The sequence below is a fragment of the Bradyrhizobium sp. PUT101 genome, from assembly GCF_052043945.1.
GTDB lineage: Bacteria > Pseudomonadota > Alphaproteobacteria > Rhizobiales > Xanthobacteraceae > Bradyrhizobium.
The window spans coordinates 6,492,157-6,509,216 of record NZ_CP197207.1 but is presented as its reverse complement, the minus strand read 5'-3'; the positions used below and the strand labels follow the sequence as shown (position 1 = coordinate 6,509,216).

General features: G+C 64.5%; 15 protein-coding genes. 3 read left to right on the top strand and 12 right to left on the bottom strand.

What is annotated here, in order from left to right; genetic code table 11:
- Positions 1 to 35: 35 nt before the first annotated feature.
- A complete protein-coding gene (gene hpnH / locus ACSHT2_RS31085) occupies positions 36 to 1,196 on the top strand; it encodes an adenosyl-hopene transferase HpnH (protein ID WP_440638685.1) in 1,161 nt (386 codons plus the stop codon).
- 247 nt (positions 1,197 to 1,443) lie between these two features.
- On the opposite strand, the gene ACSHT2_RS31080 is transcribed toward hpnH, so the two are convergent.
- Positions 1,444 to 2,004, bottom strand: a complete 561-nt coding sequence (locus ACSHT2_RS31080; RefSeq protein WP_440638683.1) for a hypothetical protein — start codon at positions 2,002 to 2,004, stop codon at positions 1,444 to 1,446.
- Positions 2,005 to 2,071: 67 nt separating this feature from the next.
- Positions 2,072 to 2,428, bottom strand: coding sequence for an ATP-binding protein (locus ACSHT2_RS31075; protein ID WP_440638682.1), 357 nt, complete (start codon positions 2,426 to 2,428; stop codon positions 2,072 to 2,074).
- Between the two features lie 193 nt (positions 2,429 to 2,621).
- Here ACSHT2_RS31075 and ACSHT2_RS31070 point away from each other — a divergent pair, with 193 nt between their 5' ends.
- The gene (locus tag ACSHT2_RS31070) at positions 2,622 to 3,035 is read left to right on the top strand and encodes a cupin domain-containing protein (RefSeq protein ID WP_440638681.1); all 414 of its coding nucleotides are present in this window, start codon (positions 2,622 to 2,624) and stop codon (positions 3,033 to 3,035) included.
- A 180-nt stretch (positions 3,036 to 3,215) separates the two neighbouring features.
- On the opposite strand, the gene ACSHT2_RS31065 is transcribed toward ACSHT2_RS31070, so the two are convergent.
- The 6 genes from ACSHT2_RS31065 to ACSHT2_RS31040 all read right to left on the bottom strand — a co-directional run bounded on the left by ACSHT2_RS31065 (position 3,216) and on the right by ACSHT2_RS31040 (position 9,372).
- A complete protein-coding gene (locus ACSHT2_RS31065) occupies positions 3,216 to 3,965 on the bottom strand; it encodes a phosphorylase (protein WP_440638679.1) in 750 nt (249 codons plus the stop codon).
- Positions 3,962 to 5,914: a squalene--hopene cyclase gene (shc, locus tag ACSHT2_RS31060; RefSeq protein WP_440638677.1), complete on the bottom strand. Its 1,953-nt coding sequence runs from the start codon at positions 5,912 to 5,914 to the stop codon at positions 3,962 to 3,964. The genes ACSHT2_RS31065 and shc overlap by 4 nt, the downstream gene beginning before the upstream one ends.
- 52 nt (positions 5,915 to 5,966) lie before the next feature.
- Positions 5,967 to 7,235: a hydroxysqualene dehydroxylase HpnE gene (hpnE, locus tag ACSHT2_RS31055; protein WP_440638675.1), complete on the bottom strand. Its 1,269-nt coding sequence runs from the start codon at positions 7,233 to 7,235 to the stop codon at positions 5,967 to 5,969.
- Complete coding sequence (gene hpnD / locus ACSHT2_RS31050; RefSeq protein ID WP_440638673.1) at positions 7,235 to 8,074, bottom strand: presqualene diphosphate synthase HpnD; 840 nt, start codon at positions 8,072 to 8,074, stop codon at positions 7,235 to 7,237. Before hpnD ends, hpnE begins: the two co-directional genes overlap by 1 nt.
- Positions 8,064 to 8,948 carry a squalene synthase HpnC gene (hpnC, locus tag ACSHT2_RS31045; RefSeq protein WP_440638671.1) on the bottom strand — a complete coding sequence of 295 codons (885 nt, stop codon included), beginning with the start codon at positions 8,946 to 8,948 and terminating at the stop codon, positions 8,064 to 8,066. Before hpnC ends, hpnD begins: the two co-directional genes overlap by 11 nt.
- A gap of 190 nt (positions 8,949 to 9,138) precedes the next feature.
- Positions 9,139 to 9,372 carry a cysteine rich repeat-containing protein gene (locus tag ACSHT2_RS31040; protein WP_319325597.1) on the bottom strand — a complete coding sequence of 78 codons (234 nt, stop codon included), beginning with the start codon at positions 9,370 to 9,372 and terminating at the stop codon, positions 9,139 to 9,141.
- Positions 9,373 to 9,830: 458 nt separating this feature from the next.
- Here ACSHT2_RS31040 and ACSHT2_RS31035 point away from each other — a divergent pair, with 458 nt between their 5' ends.
- On the top strand, positions 9,831 to 10,328 hold the full coding sequence (locus ACSHT2_RS31035; protein ID WP_440638670.1) for a hypothetical protein: 498 nt from the start codon (positions 9,831 to 9,833) through the stop codon (positions 10,326 to 10,328).
- A gap of 142 nt (positions 10,329 to 10,470) precedes the next feature.
- Here the strand turns inward: ACSHT2_RS31035 and ACSHT2_RS31030 are convergent, their stop codons facing one another.
- The 4 genes from ACSHT2_RS31030 to ACSHT2_RS31015 form a co-directional block, all read right to left on the bottom strand.
- Complete coding sequence (locus ACSHT2_RS31030; RefSeq protein ID WP_440638668.1) at positions 10,471 to 12,837, bottom strand: efflux RND transporter permease subunit; 2,367 nt, start codon at positions 12,835 to 12,837, stop codon at positions 10,471 to 10,473.
- A gap of 209 nt (positions 12,838 to 13,046) precedes the next feature.
- A complete protein-coding gene (eutC, locus tag ACSHT2_RS31025; RefSeq protein ID WP_440638667.1) occupies positions 13,047 to 13,832 on the bottom strand; it encodes an ethanolamine ammonia-lyase subunit EutC in 786 nt (261 codons plus the stop codon).
- A 6-nt stretch (positions 13,833 to 13,838) separates the two neighbouring features.
- Complete coding sequence (locus ACSHT2_RS31020; RefSeq protein ID WP_440638665.1) at positions 13,839 to 15,425, bottom strand: B12-binding domain-containing radical SAM protein; 1,587 nt, start codon at positions 15,423 to 15,425, stop codon at positions 13,839 to 13,841.
- 150 nt (positions 15,426 to 15,575) lie between these two features.
- A complete protein-coding gene (locus ACSHT2_RS31015) occupies positions 15,576 to 16,958 on the bottom strand; it encodes an ethanolamine ammonia-lyase subunit EutB (RefSeq protein ID WP_440638664.1) in 1,383 nt (460 codons plus the stop codon).
- Between the last annotated feature and the right edge of the window lie 102 nt (positions 16,959 to 17,060).

Here is a 17,060-nt window from a genome sequence, read left to right as displayed (position 1 = left end):
CCCACCCGAATTCAAAGCCCAGAAAGAAACCTGTAATGGCTATCCCGTTCTTCAAGGAAATGCGTATCGGCGGCTATTTGCTCAAGCAGAAACTGCTTGGCCGCAAACGCTATCCGCTCGTGCTGATGCTGGAGCCGCTGTTTCGCTGCAACCTCGCCTGCGTCGGCTGCGGCAAGATCGACTATCCCGACGCGATCCTCAACCGTCGCATGACGGCGCAGGAGTGCTGGGACGCCGCCGACGAGTGCGGCGCGCCGATGGTCGCCATTCCCGGCGGCGAGCCGCTGATCCACAAGGAGATCGGCGAGATCGTGCGCGGCCTCGTCGCGCGCAAGAAGTTCGTCTCGCTCTGCACCAACGCGCTGCTGCTCGAGAAGAAGCTCGATCTCTTCGAGCCCTCCCCTTACCTGTTCTTCTCGGTGCATCTCGACGGCCTGCGCGACCACCACGACAAGGCCGTGTCGCAGAAGGGCGTGTTCGACCGCGCGGTGTCCGCGATCAAGGCGGCCAAGGCGCGCGGCTTCACCGTCAACGTCAACGCCACCATCTTCGACGGCCATCCGGCCGAGGAGATCGCGAAATTCCTCGACCTCACCGTCGAGCTCGGCGTCGGCGTCTCGATGTCGCCAGGCTACGCCTATGAGCGCGCGCCGGACCAGGAGCACTTCCTCAACCGCACCAAGACCAAGAAGCTGTTCCGCGACGTCTTCGCGATGGGCAAGGGCAAGAAGTGGAACTTCATGCATTCCGGCCTGTTCCTGGACTTCCTCGCCGGCAACCAGGAATACGAGTGCACGCCCTGGGGCATGCCCGCGCGCAACATCTTCGGCTGGCAGAAGCCCTGCTACCTGCTCGGTGAAGGCTACGCCAAGACCTTCAAGGAGCTGATGGAAACCACCGACTGGGATTCCTACGGCACCGGCCGTTACGAGAAGTGCGCCGACTGCATGGCCCATTGCGGCTACGAGCCGACGGCCGCGACCGCAGCCCTCAACAACCCGCTGAAGGCGATGTGGGTGTCGCTGCGCGGCATCAGGACCACGGGTCCGATGGCGCCCGAGATCGACATGAGCAAGCAGCGTCCGGCGCAGTACATCTTCTCGGCGGAAGTGCAGAAGCGCCTGTCGGAGATCCGCAAGGACGAGGCCGCCGCCGCGCAGGAGAAGGCGGCGCAGAAGGCTTCGACGGCCGCGTAAGCGCGCACCCCCAAGTCATAAAGCGAGGGCTCGACCGCTGCCGCGGTCGAGCCCTTTCTGCTGGCGAAATTCGTGAGCTTCCTGAAGCAAATTGGCTGCGCTTCCAATCGGAAGTCCCGCAACAGTTTGCCCGTAGCACGCAAGACATTCCGCCTTACGCTTTCGCAGGCATCTCTGAACGGCCGTGCTTCCGAATTGACTTTGCAGGCGCGAAGATTTCATCGACGTCATGCTTCGCGGCGCGGGATTAGCGCCAATAGTAGGCTCGTGGGGCGTGATAGTAGGCCCATCGTGCATGGTACCAAGGCACGTAGTAATAAGCGCGCGGGCCGTAGACGATGGGGCGGGCCGCATAGACGACCGGCGCTGGCGGGTAGGCTGCTGCCGGCGCTACGTAGGCGGGGGCGGCGGCAGCCGCGCCGACGGCAGTCCCCACCGCTAGTCCGGCTGCGGCCGCCCCGGCAGCACCCGGGCCATAATAGTACGGAGCGCCGCCCGCTCCCCAGCGCGACACCGTGCCCTCACGGGTGACGGAGTTGCCGTTCGGCCCGGTGGTGGTGCGGCTACCCGTGCAGACGCCGCCGCCACAGGAAACTGCCCCCTGGCGGCTTACGCTGTTGCCGTACGGACCGGTGCGCGTGATCTGCCGTGAGCAGGTTCCGTTGGCGCAGCTGCCCGAGGCGTTGACGGACGCTGTTCCACGCCATCCCGATACCGAGCGGCTGCGGGTCCAGGCATTGGCGTCGGCGACGACGGCCACCGACAGCACGCCTGCGAGGACGGACATGGTCAGGAGCTTCTTCATCATGGCATTCTCCGTGAACGAGTTGACGGCCATGCGCTGCGGCAGGTCCGTTTCGGGGAGAATGCGGGAACTATGTCAGCCCCTTATGATCACGAACCATCGTTTGTTGGATTTTGGTCACGACGTGTAACGCGCTGTAGGAACCTGGCCTGACAATTCGCTTGTCTCGCCCCGACAATCGCCCGCGGCAATACAAGCGTTCAGCTTGCAGCGAACACCGGCAGCCGGACGGAGAAGCGCGCGCCGCCAGATGGCGCATCGTCGATGGCAATGGTCCTCCACAGACCTCGACCAGGCTGCGCACAACAGCGAGGCCGAGGCCCGCCCCGCCGGTGCACCGATTGCGAGACTGCTCCAGGCGCACGAAGGGCTCGAGCAAGATATCGCGTTGACCGACCGGAACGCCGGGACCTTCGTCGTCAACCATCAAGAGAAGGAATTGCGGTGACAGTGCTGTTCAAGACGACATGTATCCGCAACATCGTTGCATTGGTAACGACACTGAAGGAGACAGAGATACTTTTGTAGCGGGCGACATGCATCCACTCCCACGGGATGGTCGCCGCCGTCAGCGCCTTTGGCGCATCGGCTATCTGCGACGACTACAAAGGAGACGCAATGTGTCAAAGTTGAATTACCGCGGACTGCCAGGAATTGCAGCGGGTCTTGTTCTGCTTGTTTCGCCGACCCTGGCGGAAAATGTTCAGGCAGCCGATAGCGCGAAGGCTGTGAAGGTGACTCCGATACTCACGACTTTGAACACATCGAGCGGACAGCCAATCGTGATGCCGCAGAAGGACGTGCAGATCTCCGTTTCAACCTATGACATCCCGGCGGGCGCGAAATTGCCTGAGCACAAGCACCCGCATCCCCGCTATGGCTACATGCAATCGGGTACGCTGCGGGTAACCAATCTCGACATCAACAAGACCGAGACTTACAGTGCCGGCAGCTTCATTCTCGAAGCTGTCGATCAATGGCACAAGGCAGAGAATATCGGGAGCGAACGGTCAAGCTCCTGGTCATCGACGTGAAGCCGAAGGGCGCAGTTGCTACGGTCCTGAAGGCCGACTGAGCGCTTCAGAGCGACGAGGGCGCGGCGCCTGGCCTGCACGCACACTTGGCAGTCAATGCAAAAAGCTCCGACCTCCAATGGAGATCGGAGCTTTCGCCTGTTCCGTCGTCGCTTGTTCTCTTCAGCTGGAAGACACCGCTCAGGCCGCCTTGGAGACCAGGGCCTCGCTCTCGGCAAACTCCGTCCCGATCAGATAGTCGCGGCAGCCGCGCAAGCTGCGCAGCGCCCGATTGAAGTCGATGCCGGTCGAGACCAGCGCATGCAACGTGGTCGGGTTGCGCACGATGCCGCGCAGCACGGCAGCGAGATCGATCTGGCCGTTCGGCTTGATCGCGGCGCGGGCGAGCGCCGGCAGCGCGCGATGGGCGGGGTCGCTGATGACGCGGACCGCGGCGAAGGGCAACCCGGCTTCCGCGGCATAGGCGGCCGCGATGTGGCTCTCCATGTCGACGGCGAATGCCCCCGTCTCCGAATGCAGCGCCGCTTTGCAGGACCGCTTCGTGACCACCTCCTCGGCGCCGGCGAGGCTGCCGCGCACGACGCGGCGGCGGCCCGAGGTCAGGCGCTCGATCAGGTCGTCGCCGAGCGACAGGCCGGCGGCCCAGCGGGCATCGCCGGACAGCACCTCGGTCGCCAGCACGACGTCCCCGGACCGCAGCGTCGGGTCGAGCCCGCCGGCCACGCCGAAGGAGATCACGCCGCGAATCGTATCAGGATCCACCACCGTCAGCAGCGCCCGCAACTGGGTCGGGCTGCTGGATGAACAGATGACCGCCATTCCGGGCCCGGCCGCAATGCGGGCCTCCTGAACCAGTCCGGTCACGATCAGTATCGGCCGCGGGTCGATGGCATTACCCGCGGTGAAATAGTCCCCCGTCCCCAAAGTCACATTCCGACCCCTACCACCCTGCTGTTGGTGTTCCGCAAGTTCCGATACCGCGCCAACGCCCACAGCGGAAAGAACTTTGGGTAACCATGATAACGGAGATAGAATACACGGGGAAAGCCTGTGGCGGTGTACCGCTGCTCGTCCCACAGTCCTTTTTTGTTTTGTGTTGCAATCAGGTACTCCACCCCGCGGGCGACGGCGGGGTGATCAACCTCGCCTGCCGCCATCAGGGCAAGCAAGGCCCATGCCGTTTGCGAGGCTGTCGAGGGGGCAGCCTCCCATCCCTTGTAGTCCAGCCGGTAGCTGACGGCGTCCTCGCCCCAGCCGCCATCCTGGTTCTGGATCGAGGTCAGCCAGTCGGCGGCCTTCCGGATCATCGGGTCCTTGTGGTCGACGCCGGCCATGTTGAGAGCGCACAGCACCGACCAGGTCCCATAGATGAAGTTCATGCCCCAGCGGCCGTACCAGGACCCCTCCGGGTGCTGGGTCTTCCGCAAGTACGCGATCCCGTCGGCCACGTGCTTGCTGGTCTTTTCGGTCTCGCCGAGCTGCGCCAGCATCGAGACGCAGCGCGCGGTGACGTCCTCGGTGGGCGGATCCAGCAGCGCGCCATGGTCGGAGAACGGGATGTTGTTCAGGTAATATTCGAGATTGTTGACGTCGAAGGCGGCCCAGCCGCCGTCGTCGCTCTGCATGCCCGCGATCCACTCGCGGCCACGGGCGATCGCGTCGTCATAACCGGTCGCGCCGTGCTCCCGGCGCATGCGGTCCATCGACATCACCACGACCGCGGTGTCGTCGAGGTCAGGATAATGGGCGTTGTTGTACTGGAAGGCCCAGCCGCCGGGGCGGACGTCGGGCCGCTTCGCGGCCCAGTCGCCCTTCACCTCGAGCTCCTGCTTCGGGATCAGCCAGTCGAGGCCCTGCTTGGCGGCGGGCACCGCCTTGTCTCCACCGGCCTCCAGCAGCGCGTGGGCGGTCAGGGTCGTATCCCACACCGGCGAGACGCAGGGCTGGCAATAGGCCTCGTCGTCGTTGATCACGAGCAGCTTGTCGATGCCCCGCCGCGTGATCGCGCGCGGCGGAAAGTTCTCGTCCTTGCCGAGCGCATCATACATCATGACGATGTTGGCCATGGGCGGATAGATCGCGCCCATGCCGTCCTCGCCGTTGAGCCGCTCCTCGATGAAGGCGAGCGCGGCATCGATCGCGCGCTTGCGCAGGCTCTTCGGAAACAGCGGCTCGATCACGCGCAAGATGGCATCGAGCGAGCGGAACAGCAGGAACCAGGCCATGCTCTGGTGCGGCGCCTTCGCTGTTATGCCGATCGAGCGCGGGTCCTGGAGGAACAGCTCGTCGATGCCGACGCCCTTCGGATTCTTCGCGCGCGGCTTCAGCGCGGCGATCACCATCAGCGGCACCATGGTGGTGCGCGCCCAGTACGAAATCTTGTTGAGGTGGAACGGCGACCAGAACGGCAGCAGCACGATCTCGATCGGCAGCACCGGCACCGCGCGCCAGGTCACGACGCCGAACGTCGCCAGCAGGAAGCGCGTGAAGACGTTGCTGTTGATCGCGCCGCCGCGGGCATGGATCGCCTCGCGCGCACGCACCATGTGCGGCGCGTCGACAGAATCTCCGATCATCTTCAGCGCGAAGTAAGCCTTCACGCTCGCGCTCATGTCGAACTCGCCGTCATGCACGAGGGGCCAGCCGCCATGGGCGCCTTGAACGCGGCGCAGGTAATTGCCGATCTTGGCCTCGAGCACGGTGTCGACCGGCTCTGCGAGATAGTGGCGCAGCAGGACATACTCGGCCGGAATCGTGCAGTCAGCCTCGAGCTCGAACACCCAATGGCCGTCGGACTGCTGGAAGCCGAGGACGCCTTGGGTGGCCGACGCAATGCTCGATTCCAGGGTCTCGCGGCTGGTCGCGTTCACGGAATCCATGTCGCTCGATTGCTCCGATAGTCGATTGAAAATTGGCCGGGACATTTGCCCGTCAGGGCCGCTGTGCGGCCAGAACCAGATCGGCAGCGCGATCGCCGGACCGGACCGATCCCTCGATGGTTGCCGGCAATCCCGTAGCAGTCCAGTCGCCGGCAAGGAACAGGTTTTTCAGCGCAGTGACCGGCCCCGGGCGCAGGGCATTCTGCGCCGGCGTGGCGGCAAAAGTGGCGCGGCGCTCGCGCACGATCTGCCAGGGGGGCAATTGCGGCGGCAGCTCACCGGACACGCCGCCAGCCTTGCAGACGTCGCTCCAGATCGCCTGCGCGAGTTCCTCGCGCGGCATGTCGACCAGACGGTCGCCATTGCTGATGGTCACGGATAGCCGGTTGGGGAACGCGAACAGCCATTCCACCACGCCGCCGATCACGCCGAGGATCGGCGCCGAACCCGGCGGCGGCTCAAAACGGAAATGCGCATTCACGATGGCGCGGAATTCGGTCGGAGTCTTCAGGCCGGGCAGCAGGCTCGCGGCGGCGCGCGGCGGCACCGCCATCACGACGACATCGCCCTCACCGATCTGGATCACATCCTCGCCGCCGAAATTCAGCGCGCCGATCTTGCCGTCGGTGGTCGCAAACGAGCGCAGCTCATGGCCCAGCTGAACCGAGTGGCCGCGCTCCTGCAAGAACTTCACCGCAGGCTCGATCAGCACCGCGCTGAGACCGTCGCGCGCGATCAAGGGACGGCAGGCCTGCCCGCCCGCGAGCAGCGTCTCGCGCACGATCGCGCCCGCAAGCCCCGCCGAGCCCTCGGGCGGATCGACGTTGAGCGCCGCGAGCAGCAGCGGCTGCACCAGACGCTGATAGAGGATGCCTTCGCAAGGAATGGACTTGCCGACCAGCGTCTCCTCCGACGCCCAGATCAGCGGCGCCAGCTTCAGATAATCGGTGAGGCCCGTGTCGGGCACGCGGCGGCTCTCGTCGAGCACCCAGGTCGGCAGCCGGCCAGCGCCGAGATCGATCTGCCAGCGCTGCCCCGTCTTGATGTCGACGAAGGGAAACTGCGCGCTTTCAGGGCCGACGAGGCCCGCCTCGGTGCCGATCGCGCGCGCATAGGCACGCGCATGACTGTTGCCGGACAGCAGCAGATGATTGCCGTTGTCGATGGTGAGATTGGTGGCGCCGTCGAAATAGGAACGGCAGCGGCCGCCGGCCTGGTGTGTCGCCTCGTGCACGGCGACCTTGAAGCCGGCATTGGCGAGCCGCACAGCGGCGGAGAGGCCGGAAATTCCAGCACCGATGATATGAGCTGTCTTTTGCATCAGATGAGAGCGTAGCGGAGCAGGATCAGGATGCGTGTGATCTTCGATACACGCACCGGCTCGCGCGGCGCGGTGAAGCCGCGCGCGATCAGCAGGTCCAGAATGGAATGATAGTATTTCGACATGATCCGCGGCGCGCGCACCGCGCGGCGCTTGTTGCGGTTCATGATCTCGTCCGACTTCTCGAAATGCACCTTCGCACGCTGCGCCAGCGGCAGGCAGACCTTCGGCAGCGCGCGCTCGGCGATCACGCGGTCCGGATCATTGGAGGTGATGCCGGCATGCAGCAGCGCTTCGCGCGGCAGATAGAGCCGGCCGAGGCCCGCATCCTCGTCGATGTCGCGCAGGATGTTGGTGAGCTGCAGTGCGCGGCCGAGATGATACGCGAGCAGGATGCCGTCTTCCTCGGGCATTCCGAACACGCGCACCGACAGCCGCCCCACGGCGCTGGCGACACGGTCGCAGTACAGATCAAGCGTTGCCATGTCGGGCGCGCGGATGTCGTGCGGCACATCCATTTCCATGCCGTCGACGATGGCGAGGAAATCCTCGCGCTTGAGCCCGAAGGTCTTCACCGAGGCGACGTAGTCCTTCAGCCGCGGCGGCGGATGGCCCTGATAGAGCGCATCGATGTCGTTGCGCCATTGCTGAAGTGCGGCGAGCCGTTCCTCCCGCGGGCCGTCGGAATCGGCGATGTCGTCGACCTGGCGGCAGAAGCTGTAGATCTGGAACATCGCTTCGCGCTGGTCACGCGGCAGGATGCGCATCGCGGCATAGAACGAGCTGCCGGATGCGGCCGAGCCGTAATTGGCGCCGGGCGTGGTCGCCTCAAGCGTCATGTGCAGTCCCCGGTCTGGAAATGGCCTTGCGTCCGATCGCGCGGCGGCCGACTTCGCCGATCATCCCGGCGAGGCTGAAGGCGAGCAGCTCGAACTTGTTCAGATGCACGCGCTCGCGCAGGGGATCGCGCACCTTCAAGAGGCGCACGATGCGGTCGGCATAGGCCTGGATCACCGAAATGTCGACGCCGAGGCGAAAATCCCTCACCTCCGCGCTCAGCGACTTGCTCTGCTTGAGGAGCGCTTCATTGCGCGCGGCAAGCGCCTGAAGGCAGGCCAGCATCGCCGGCGGTGACTGCTCAAGCCCGAGCTGCTCGACGGAGGCGCCGCTCGCGGCCAGCGCATCGCGCGGCAGATAGACGCGGTTGAGCTCGCGGAAATCCTTGCCGCAATCCTGCAGGTGATTGTTGATCTGGAGCGCCGCGCAGAGCGCGTCCGATGCGGCCCAGGTCGCGGTGCTCTCGCCGTGGACGTCGAGCATGAACCGGCCAACGGGCATCGCCGAGTAACGGCAATAGTGGATGACCTCGTCCCAATTCTCATAGCGCAGCTTGGTCACGTCCATGCGGAAGGCGATGAGCACGTCGAGTGCATGCCGCGGCGCCATGCCGCGTTCGGCCAGCGCGCGGCGCAGGGTGACGGCTTCGGCCTGGGTGTCGCCCTTGCCGAGCAGTTCCGCCTCGAGCAGATCGAGAAAGCTAAGCTTCTGGTCGGGCGGCAGCGTCGCGTGGTCGGCGATGTCGTCGGCGGTGCGGACGAAATTGTAATAGGCCAGGATCAGGGCGCGATGACGCGGATGAATGATCCAGGACGCGACGGGAAAATTCTCGTCGCGGTCACCCTTGCCGGATCGCAATTCGCTCGCAGAGGTCATCGAGGGCTGGTTTACAATCGTTTGGACAGGAAGGCTTTTCGCTCGCGCGGGCTCATGCCGGCAATGCCGCCGCGGCCCCCATATAGGGGAATACGGCCGCAAAACCAATCCTGTCTGTCGATGGCCGCCCTCTGCGGATCGGACCCCAAAGACGGGTCCGGGATCCGCCTTTGGGAGCCACTAGCCAAGCTTACTGGTTGTTGTTCTTCAGCACCTGGTCGCAGGCCTGCGAGATCTTGGCCCGGTTCTCCTTGAGGCAGGCCAGGATGGTGAAATCGCCCTGATCGATGACCGGGCGGCAGAATTTCTGCACGTCGCGCGTGCAGGCCTTCTGCTCGGCGTCCGTGCCACGCCCTGGCTGGGCAAACGCCGCGGTCGAAAGGGATGCCGACAGCAGGGTGAGAGCGACGAGAAGATTACGCATTGTATTCCTTCATTCTGACGGCAGAATCGCACCGGACCCGGACTGCACAGGGCGGACGACCGGAGCGGATTGTTCTGATGGCAAGTCGCCGCAGGAGTGGCGGCCCGGAGAAGGCACAAGCACCGGCAAATGCGGCCAAATTGGCACCGCAGCCGCCGAATCCGGCCTTCCCCGCGCCTTCATTCGCAGATGTAAGAGGTTGATACTACGTCATAATTCAGAGAATCTGCGTTTTACTGCACACCTGTTGCAGCGCTGCATCTGTCCGCCGTGCTTTTCCCGCCAGAAAGATGCCGAAACAAGGCAAATCGGCGGATCAAGGCTAGCGCTGGACGTCGTGAGCCGCCATCTCTGGCGGCTAGGCTTTGAACCTGACACTGGCTCGAAGCACTAAACTTTCGATGTGGCGAGACGTTCTCGATCGTAAGCGAGCGTCGTTCCAAAACGGGATATTTGCGATGAAATTCATTGGGCGAACTGGACTGGCAATCAAGGCGGCCGGCATCGGGGCGGCGCTGCTCTTCTCGATTTCGGCGAGCCATGCTCAGTCGTCCGGACCGTTTGCCGGTTTCGATGGCGCATGGACCGGCACCGGCACGGTGTCGTTGTCCGACGGCTCCACCGAGCGCATTCGCTGCAAGGCGGACTACAAGGTCGGCGGCAGCGGCCTCAACCTGAAGCAGGCGCTGCACTGCGCGTCCGACAGCTACAAGTTCAACCTCACCAGCGACGTGACGAGCCAGGGCGAGCGCATTTCCGGCAATTGGAGCGAGTCCAGCCGCAACATCTTCGGCAATCTGCAGGGCACCGCCGGCGGCGGCCAGATCGACGTGTTCGTCGAGGCCAACGGCTTTGCCGCCAACCTCTCGCTGCGCACCAACGGCAGCAAGCAGACGGTGCAGATCAGCTCCAAGGGCGAGATCCGCGGCGTCAACATCACCATGACGAAGGGCTGACGCCCTTCCGACGTTGAGGAATGAGCCTCCGGTTCTCACGAGCCGGGGGCTTTTTGCTGAAGACGCGATGAATGGGGCCAGTGCGGTGCTGACGCAGGCCCGGGGTCCGGAAGGGCTTCCGACGCAGGGACGCGAATGCCGCTCAGATCGCCCGCTTGTCGGCCCCCTGCAACTTCGCGTGCAGATTGATCAGCCACATCGCAGTCGGCCGCAGGATGAAGAGGTCGGCGACGAGGGCCATGACCATCGAGAAGGCGCTGAGCCAGCCGAACAGCCGCAGCGACGGCAGGTCCGAGAACACGGTGACGACGAGTCCGCAGGCCAGCACCACCGTGGTCAGGATCAGCGCCGGACCGACCAGCACCGTCGCCCGTTCCACCGCGAGCGCCGAGCCGACGCCCGGCTTGCTCTCGAGCCTCAGACGGTTGAGGAAGTGGATGGTGGCGCTCAAGCCCAGGCCGAACGAGACGGTGAGCGCGACGACGCTGGCGAATTGCAGGCCCTCGCCCATCGCCCACAGCACCGTTCCCGACATCACCACTGGGAAGATGCCCGGCAGGATACAGGCGAACATCACCACCCAGGAGCGGAAGGCGAGGCCGATGAAGATCGCGACCAGCGCGAATTCGATGGTGAGGCCGTGGTTCAACTTCTCGATCATGCTGGCCGAGTTGCGCGCAGCGATAGCGGCAAGACCCGTCACCGCAATCTCGTAGCCGGGATGCTTCTTGCGGACGGCGTCGAGCTCGTGGTCGAGCTTGTCGACGATCGGCAGGAGCTGGCTGGAATCCTTGTCCGGTACGCGGCCGGCGACCACGACGGCGTCCTGCTTGGCATCGATGAACCGCCGCACCAGGTGCTCGGGGATGACGTTGACATATTCCTTCAACGTCGCGACGTCGGCGCTGCCCGCCTTCTCGGCCAGCCAGCGGCGCAGCGTCTCGAGCGACCAGACGTTGCCGACACCGGCCGTCTTCTCCACGGTCGCATGCACGTCGGCGATGGTCTGGAGCGTCTCCGGCGAATAGAGCGTTTCGCCCTTGGGGAATTGGATCAGCACGTTGACCGGGTTGGCGCCGGTGAGCTTGGCATCGAGCCGGTCGCTGGCGGCGACCGCCTGACGCTTGTCCGGCACCTGGTCGGCGAGCCGGTAGCGCGGCTCCAGATTGGCATAGATGACGCCGAGGCCGCCGACGAACAGCACCGCAATCAGGCTGAACAGGCCGGGACGGCCCACCATACGCACCGCAATCCAGTAGCAGAAATTGCGCAGGGCCTGGACACCGGCATCTGCGCTCTGGAACTTGACGGCGAACACCTTCTCGTTGCGCACGAGCAGCACGCCGAACACCGGCACCAGCGACAGCACCGCGACCAGCGCGATGATGGTGGCGGCGAGCCCGGCCTCGCCGAACTTGCGGATCAGGTCGGAGTCGGAGAATTGTAGCGCGATGAAGGAAATGCCAGCCGTGCCGTGCGTCAGCACGCAGGCGGGTCCCACCACCAGCACCGCGTTCTTGAACGCGGTGAACTTGTCCTGTCCTGCGATCAGCCGGTCGCGCGCGGCGAAGGTGAGCTGCATCGAGTCCGAGAAGCTGATGACCATGATGAGCGGCGTCATCACGTTCAGGAACATGTTGAGGTTGAAATTGGCCCAGCCGAGCGCGCCGAGCGCCAGCAGGATCGCGATCATCGGCGGGAATGCCGCCGCGACCATGAACGAGATCTTGCGGAAGAAGATGATGGCGATGATGCAGCCGGCGAGAATGCCGAGGATGTTGTAGGTCAGCCCGTCGCGCTCGACCGCGTTGCGGATCTCGAGCTGCATCACCGGAACGCCGGAGAGCTGCACGTTGAGCCCGGTGTCGCCGAGGTCCTCCTTCATCAGCGCGCGGATGTCGGCGACGGTCTTGGTCAGCTTGTTGGAGGCGACCACCTCAGGATCGAGCGAGAGCACGATCAGCGCCAGCGTACCGTCCTCCGACAGCAGCTTGCCGCGGATGATCTCGTTGTTTTTGACGGTCTCGATGAACTTGTTGTACGCGTCGCCCTCCGGCAACTCGGGCGGGAACAGTGCCGCCGGCAGCTTGCCCGGGGCCGGCGCCTGACGCGCCGAGAACAGCGAGACCAGTCCGCGCGTGCCATCGACCAGTTGCAGGTCGGTGACGAAGTCACGCAGCTTCTCGAGGTTGCTGCGCTCCAGGAGGGTCTTGCCTTCGACCACGACGAGGACGTCGAACTCCTCGGCCGGGAACTTCTTCGTCACCTCTTCATACTGCTTGAATTCGCGGGTGTCGGAACGGAAGAGCTGCGACAGCGAATCGTCGATCTTGATCCGGTGGATGCCGAACACGGCGCCGACGATCAGCGCCAGCAGGACGATGCAGGAGACGATCGGCGCCCGGACGGCGATCAGCCCGAGGCGCTCCAGCCCGAAGGCGATCGAGGACGCAGGTCCCTGCTCGACCTTGTCGACATGAACCTCATTCTCGCTGTGCTTTTCGAGCATGCCTTGTCCAGTTCCTAAATCGGCTCGGTCTTGAGAGCTTGTTGCGCCCCGCGAACGGCTTGAAAACGCCATACCAATGGGAGGCTTGCCCTTTGAAAATGCGCGGAAAATCGCCGCGAGGGGTTTAGCAGGTCAACAGGTCTTCTCGCAAGCAGGCGAAGCGTGGCCGAATCGATCAAGAAGCGGCGATTTCGGGTCCCGACCGCCTATCATCCCGGCGACGCTGTGCCAATCTGGCGCGGCACCCGGTCCGCGCTCTCGTCCTTCAGAGCCACGCCGGTGGTCTCCCGGGCGAGCCCCTCACGGACGAGCCAGGCGATTTTGAAGGCGGCCTCGTCGTAGCTCAACCCGGCGTGATGGATGTTGGACACGCAATTGCGTTCGGCATCGGTGCGGCCGGGCTTCGGGGCGAAGGTCAGATAGGCGCCGAGACTGTCGGGCGCGGACAGGCCGGGGCGTTCGCCGATCAGCATCGCGACCATGCGCGCACCGAGAATGGCGCCAATCTCGTCGCCGAGCGCGACGCGCGCGCCCGATGCGACAACGACGTGGCCGATCGCGACGTCATTCCCTTGCGCAAGCAATGGCAGCAGACGCCCCACCACGATCGCCGCATGGGCGTCAACCGCCGCCGCGGACAGGCCGTCTGCGATCACAAGCGCGAGCTGGCACGGCGCCGAGGCGCTTCGTGCCAGAAGTTGCACCGAGCCGGGTTCAAGCTGTCGCCCCAGATCCGGCCGCCGCAGATAATCGCTGCGGTCGACCGCCTGGCTCCTCACTTCGGTCACGGCAAGCCCAAGCGCGCCGAGATCGGCGACCAGACGCGGCACATTGAAGGCGGCATGCACGGCATCGCGCGCGCGGGCATGGTCCAGCGTGAAATCAAGCAGCGCCCTCGTCGGCATGCTCGCGCCGCTGCGCCCGAGCGCGACGCGCGCGGGCGTGAACGCCCGCAAATCGAGGGTCGGGCGGCGCGGCGGAGCCGGATCAGACATATCGCATCATTCGGCGGGAACGGCGGCTTCGCGCAGGCGGATCGAATAGTTCGAGGCGTTCTGCTTGCCGCTGGAGGCCGCGCGCGCAAAGGTGATGAGATGGTGCGCGATCAGCGTGCAGCCGATCAGGCCTTCGATGTCGCCGCGCTTGATGCGTCCCAGCGCGAACTTCCAGAACACGCGCCTGTAGTCTCCGAGCACGCCGACCTTCCAGAAAATGTTGCGCAACATGATGAGACCGCGCCGGATGTTCGGCCAGGTCTTCATCTCGTCCGGCACCGGCATCTTGAGTCGGCGCGCGTAAACATTGTCGCATTGATACTGATAGCGCGCGTAAACCTTCTCGGGCGCGTAGGCGACCGCCATCGCATGCTTCCAGGATGCGACGACCTCGTCATAAGGCAACAGGAAGTCGACGTTGGAATCGCGACCGTCGTCGTCGACCAGGCGGCCCTCGCGCTCCAGACGATCCCATAGCGGCGTCTTCGGCAGCGCCTGGAGCAGGTTGATGGTGAGCAGCGGAATCCGGGACTCCTCGACGAAAGAGAGGAGCGCCTCCGACGTGTTCGGCTTGTCGGTGTCGAGTCCCATGATGATGCCGGACACGACCTCCATGCCGTAGGAGTTGATGGTGCGCACACCCTCCAGGATCGGGACCATCATGTTGTGGTCCTTCTGCATCGCCTTCAGCGCATCAGGGTCGGGCGTCTCGATGCCGCAGAAGATGGTGACGAAATAGGCCTCGCGCATCTTCTCGAGGATCTCGGGCCTCTTGGCGATGTTGAGCGTCGCCTCACAGGCGAGCCGCACCACGTAGCCGGTCCGCTTCTGCCATTCGATCAGATGCGGCAACAGGTCCAGCGCCGCCTTGCGGTTGCCGATGAAATTGTCGTCGACGAAATAGACCGTGTCGGTCATGCCGCATTCGCGCAGTCGGTCGAGTTCGGCGATGATCTGCTGCGGCGACTTGATGCGCGGATTGCGGCCGTAGAGGCCGGGGATGTCGCAGAACTCGCACTGATAGGGACAGCCGCTGGAATATTGGATGCTGCCGAGGAAGTACTTCTTCACGTCCGCGAGCTCGTAGGCCGGGATCGGAAACTCCGTCATCGGCACGCGATCCCTGGTGGTCAGCACCACCTGGGCCTCGGGACGTGAGGTGTCGCGCGACAGGATCTCGATCAGCTGATTGGTGGCGTCGCCGAGCTCGCCGACATGCAGATAGTCGAAGGACGGATAATAGTCCGGGCAGGCGCTGACCGAGGGCCCGCCAAGCGCAACCGGCAGATCGAATTCATGGGCGCGGCGGCAGATGTCGTTCATCTGCTGGCGCTGGATGTGCATGCCGCTGACGAAGACCGCTTCCGCCCATTCGAATTCCTCCTTCGTCGTGCGGCGCAGGTTCTCGTCGACGAATTTGACCTGCCACTCTTTCGGAAGGTAGGCGGAGATCAGCAGCAGCCCCTGCGGCGGCATGAAGGCGCGGACGCCGTCGGTCAAGGGATAGGAATGCTCGAACGTGCCGAAGGACGAGGTGTAGCGCGGAAACACGCAGAGAATCCGCCGGGACGTTCCGTTACTTTCAGCTCGCATCAAAGCTCCCCCGCCACGCTCGACCGATAGTGCGGAAATTGCCAGCCAGACACAGGGTAATGCTGTCGCCGGAATTTCTCAATATTGTGGCACAAGCATAATTCCGGGGAGCGCCGATGGTTTCATCGGAGGGAGAGCTGGCCGGCCGCCTCACGCGATCAGCCGCGAGGCAAAATCCGGCAGCAGGCCTGCATCGCCGGCCAGACGGAAATCGGCGCCTGTCATTCCCGAGCGCGCCAGCCAGTCGTCGAATTCCGGCGCGCGGCGCAAGCCGAAGACGTCGCGGACATAGAGCGCGTCGTGAAAAGACGTCGACTGGTAGTTCAGCATGACGTCGTCGGCGCCGGGGACGCCCATGATGAAGGTTACGCCGGCGGCGGCGAGCAGCGTCAGGAGATTGTCCATGTCGTCCTGGTCCGCCTCGGCATGGTTGGTGTAGCAGATGTCGACCCCGAGCGGTAGCCCGAGCAGCTTGCCGCAGAAATGATCTTCCAGTCCCGCCCGGATGATTTCCTTGCCGTCATAGAGATATTCCGGGCCGATGAAGCCGACAACGCTGTTGACGAGCAGCGGGGCAAAAGCGCGGGCGACCGCATAGGCGCGCGCCTCGCAGGTCTGCTGGTCGACCCCGTGATGGGCGCCCGCCGACAGCGCCGACCCCTGGCCGGTCTCGAAATACATCACGTTCTGCCCGACCGTGCCCCGTCGCAGCGACAGCCCGGCCTGCTGGGCCTCTTTCAGGAGCGCGAGGTCGATGCCGAAACTGCGGTTGGCCGCCTCTGTGCCGGCGACCGACTGGAAGACGAGGTCGACGGGCACGCCCTGCCCGATCAGCGACAGCGTCGTCGTGACATGGGTCAGGACGCAGCCTTGCGTTGGGATTTGCAGCCGCGCGATGACCTCGTCGAGCAGCCGCAGCAATTGCGCGATGACGGCGGGATCGTCGCTCGCGGGATTGATCCCGATGCAGGCATCGCCGGCACCCAACAGAATGCCGTCGAGGATCGAGGCGGTGATGCCCCTGGCATCGTCGAACGGATGGTTCGGCTGGAGCCGCGTGCTCATCCGCCCCTTCAGCCCGATGGTGTTGCGGAAAGCGGTGGTGACCTCGCATTTCCGCGCCGCCAGGATCAGATCCTGATTGCGCATCAGCTTTGACACTGCGGCCGCCATCTCCGGCGTCATGCCGGGCGCCAGCCGGCGCAGGATGTCGGGCGTTGCAGCATCGGACAGCAACCAGTCGCGGAAGGCCCCGACGGTGAGCGATGCCACCGGCGCGAAGGCCCTGGCGTCATGGCTGTCGATGACGAGGCGGGTGACCTCGTCGGTCTCATAGGGAATGACGGCTTCCTGCAGGAACTGGCCGAGCGGCACATCCGCGAGCGCCATCCGTGCCGCGATCATCTGCTCGGAGCTGGCAGCGGCGATTCCGGCCAGCCGGTCGCCGGAGCGCGGCGGTGTCGCCTTGGCGAGCAGGTCGCGCAGATCTGGGAAGGTGTAGGTCGTGGCGTCGATGCTGTGACGGTAGACCAAGGGGCCTCTCCGGGGTTGGTCGGCCAACGGCCGACTCCAGGACTATCCTGAAACTATAGCTTGGGATCAAGACGCTGAAATTTCTTGCCTTTCGTTCGACCA

What these genes read in the sequence shown, in the direction of transcription:
- hpnD (WP_440638673.1), bottom strand. Translation starts at nt 8,074, where the DNA reads ATGACGCTTGAGGCGACCACGCCCGGCGCCAATTACGGCTCGGCCGCA.
- hpnC (WP_440638671.1), bottom strand. Translation starts at nt 8,948, where the DNA reads ATGACCTCTGCGAGCGAATTGCGATCCGGCAAGGGTGACCGCGACGAG.
- eutC (WP_440638667.1), bottom strand. Translation starts at nt 13,832, where the DNA reads ATGTCTGATCCGGCTCCGCCGCGCCGCCCGACCCTCGATTTGCGGGCG.
- hpnH (WP_440638685.1), top strand. Translation starts at nt 36, where the DNA reads ATGGCTATCCCGTTCTTCAAGGAAATGCGTATCGGCGGCTATTTGCTC.
- ACSHT2_RS31075 (WP_440638682.1), bottom strand. Translation starts at nt 2,428, where the DNA reads ATGGTTGACGACGAAGGTCCCGGCGTTCCGGTCGGTCAACGCGATATC.
- ACSHT2_RS31040 (WP_319325597.1), bottom strand. Translation starts at nt 9,372, where the DNA reads ATGCGTAATCTTCTCGTCGCTCTCACCCTGCTGTCGGCATCCCTTTCG.
- ACSHT2_RS31080 (WP_440638683.1), bottom strand. Translation starts at nt 2,004, where the DNA reads ATGATGAAGAAGCTCCTGACCATGTCCGTCCTCGCAGGCGTGCTGTCG.
- shc (WP_440638677.1), bottom strand. Translation starts at nt 5,914, where the DNA reads ATGGATTCCGTGAACGCGACCAGCCGCGAGACCCTGGAATCGAGCATT.
- ACSHT2_RS31035 (WP_440638670.1), top strand. Translation starts at nt 9,831, where the DNA reads ATGAAATTCATTGGGCGAACTGGACTGGCAATCAAGGCGGCCGGCATC.
- ACSHT2_RS31020 (WP_440638665.1), bottom strand. Translation starts at nt 15,425, where the DNA reads ATGCGAGCTGAAAGTAACGGAACGTCCCGGCGGATTCTCTGCGTGTTT.
- hpnE (WP_440638675.1), bottom strand. Translation starts at nt 7,235, where the DNA reads ATGCAAAAGACAGCTCATATCATCGGTGCTGGAATTTCCGGCCTCTCC.
- ACSHT2_RS31030 (WP_440638668.1), bottom strand. Translation starts at nt 12,837, where the DNA reads ATGCTCGAAAAGCACAGCGAGAATGAGGTTCATGTCGACAAGGTCGAG.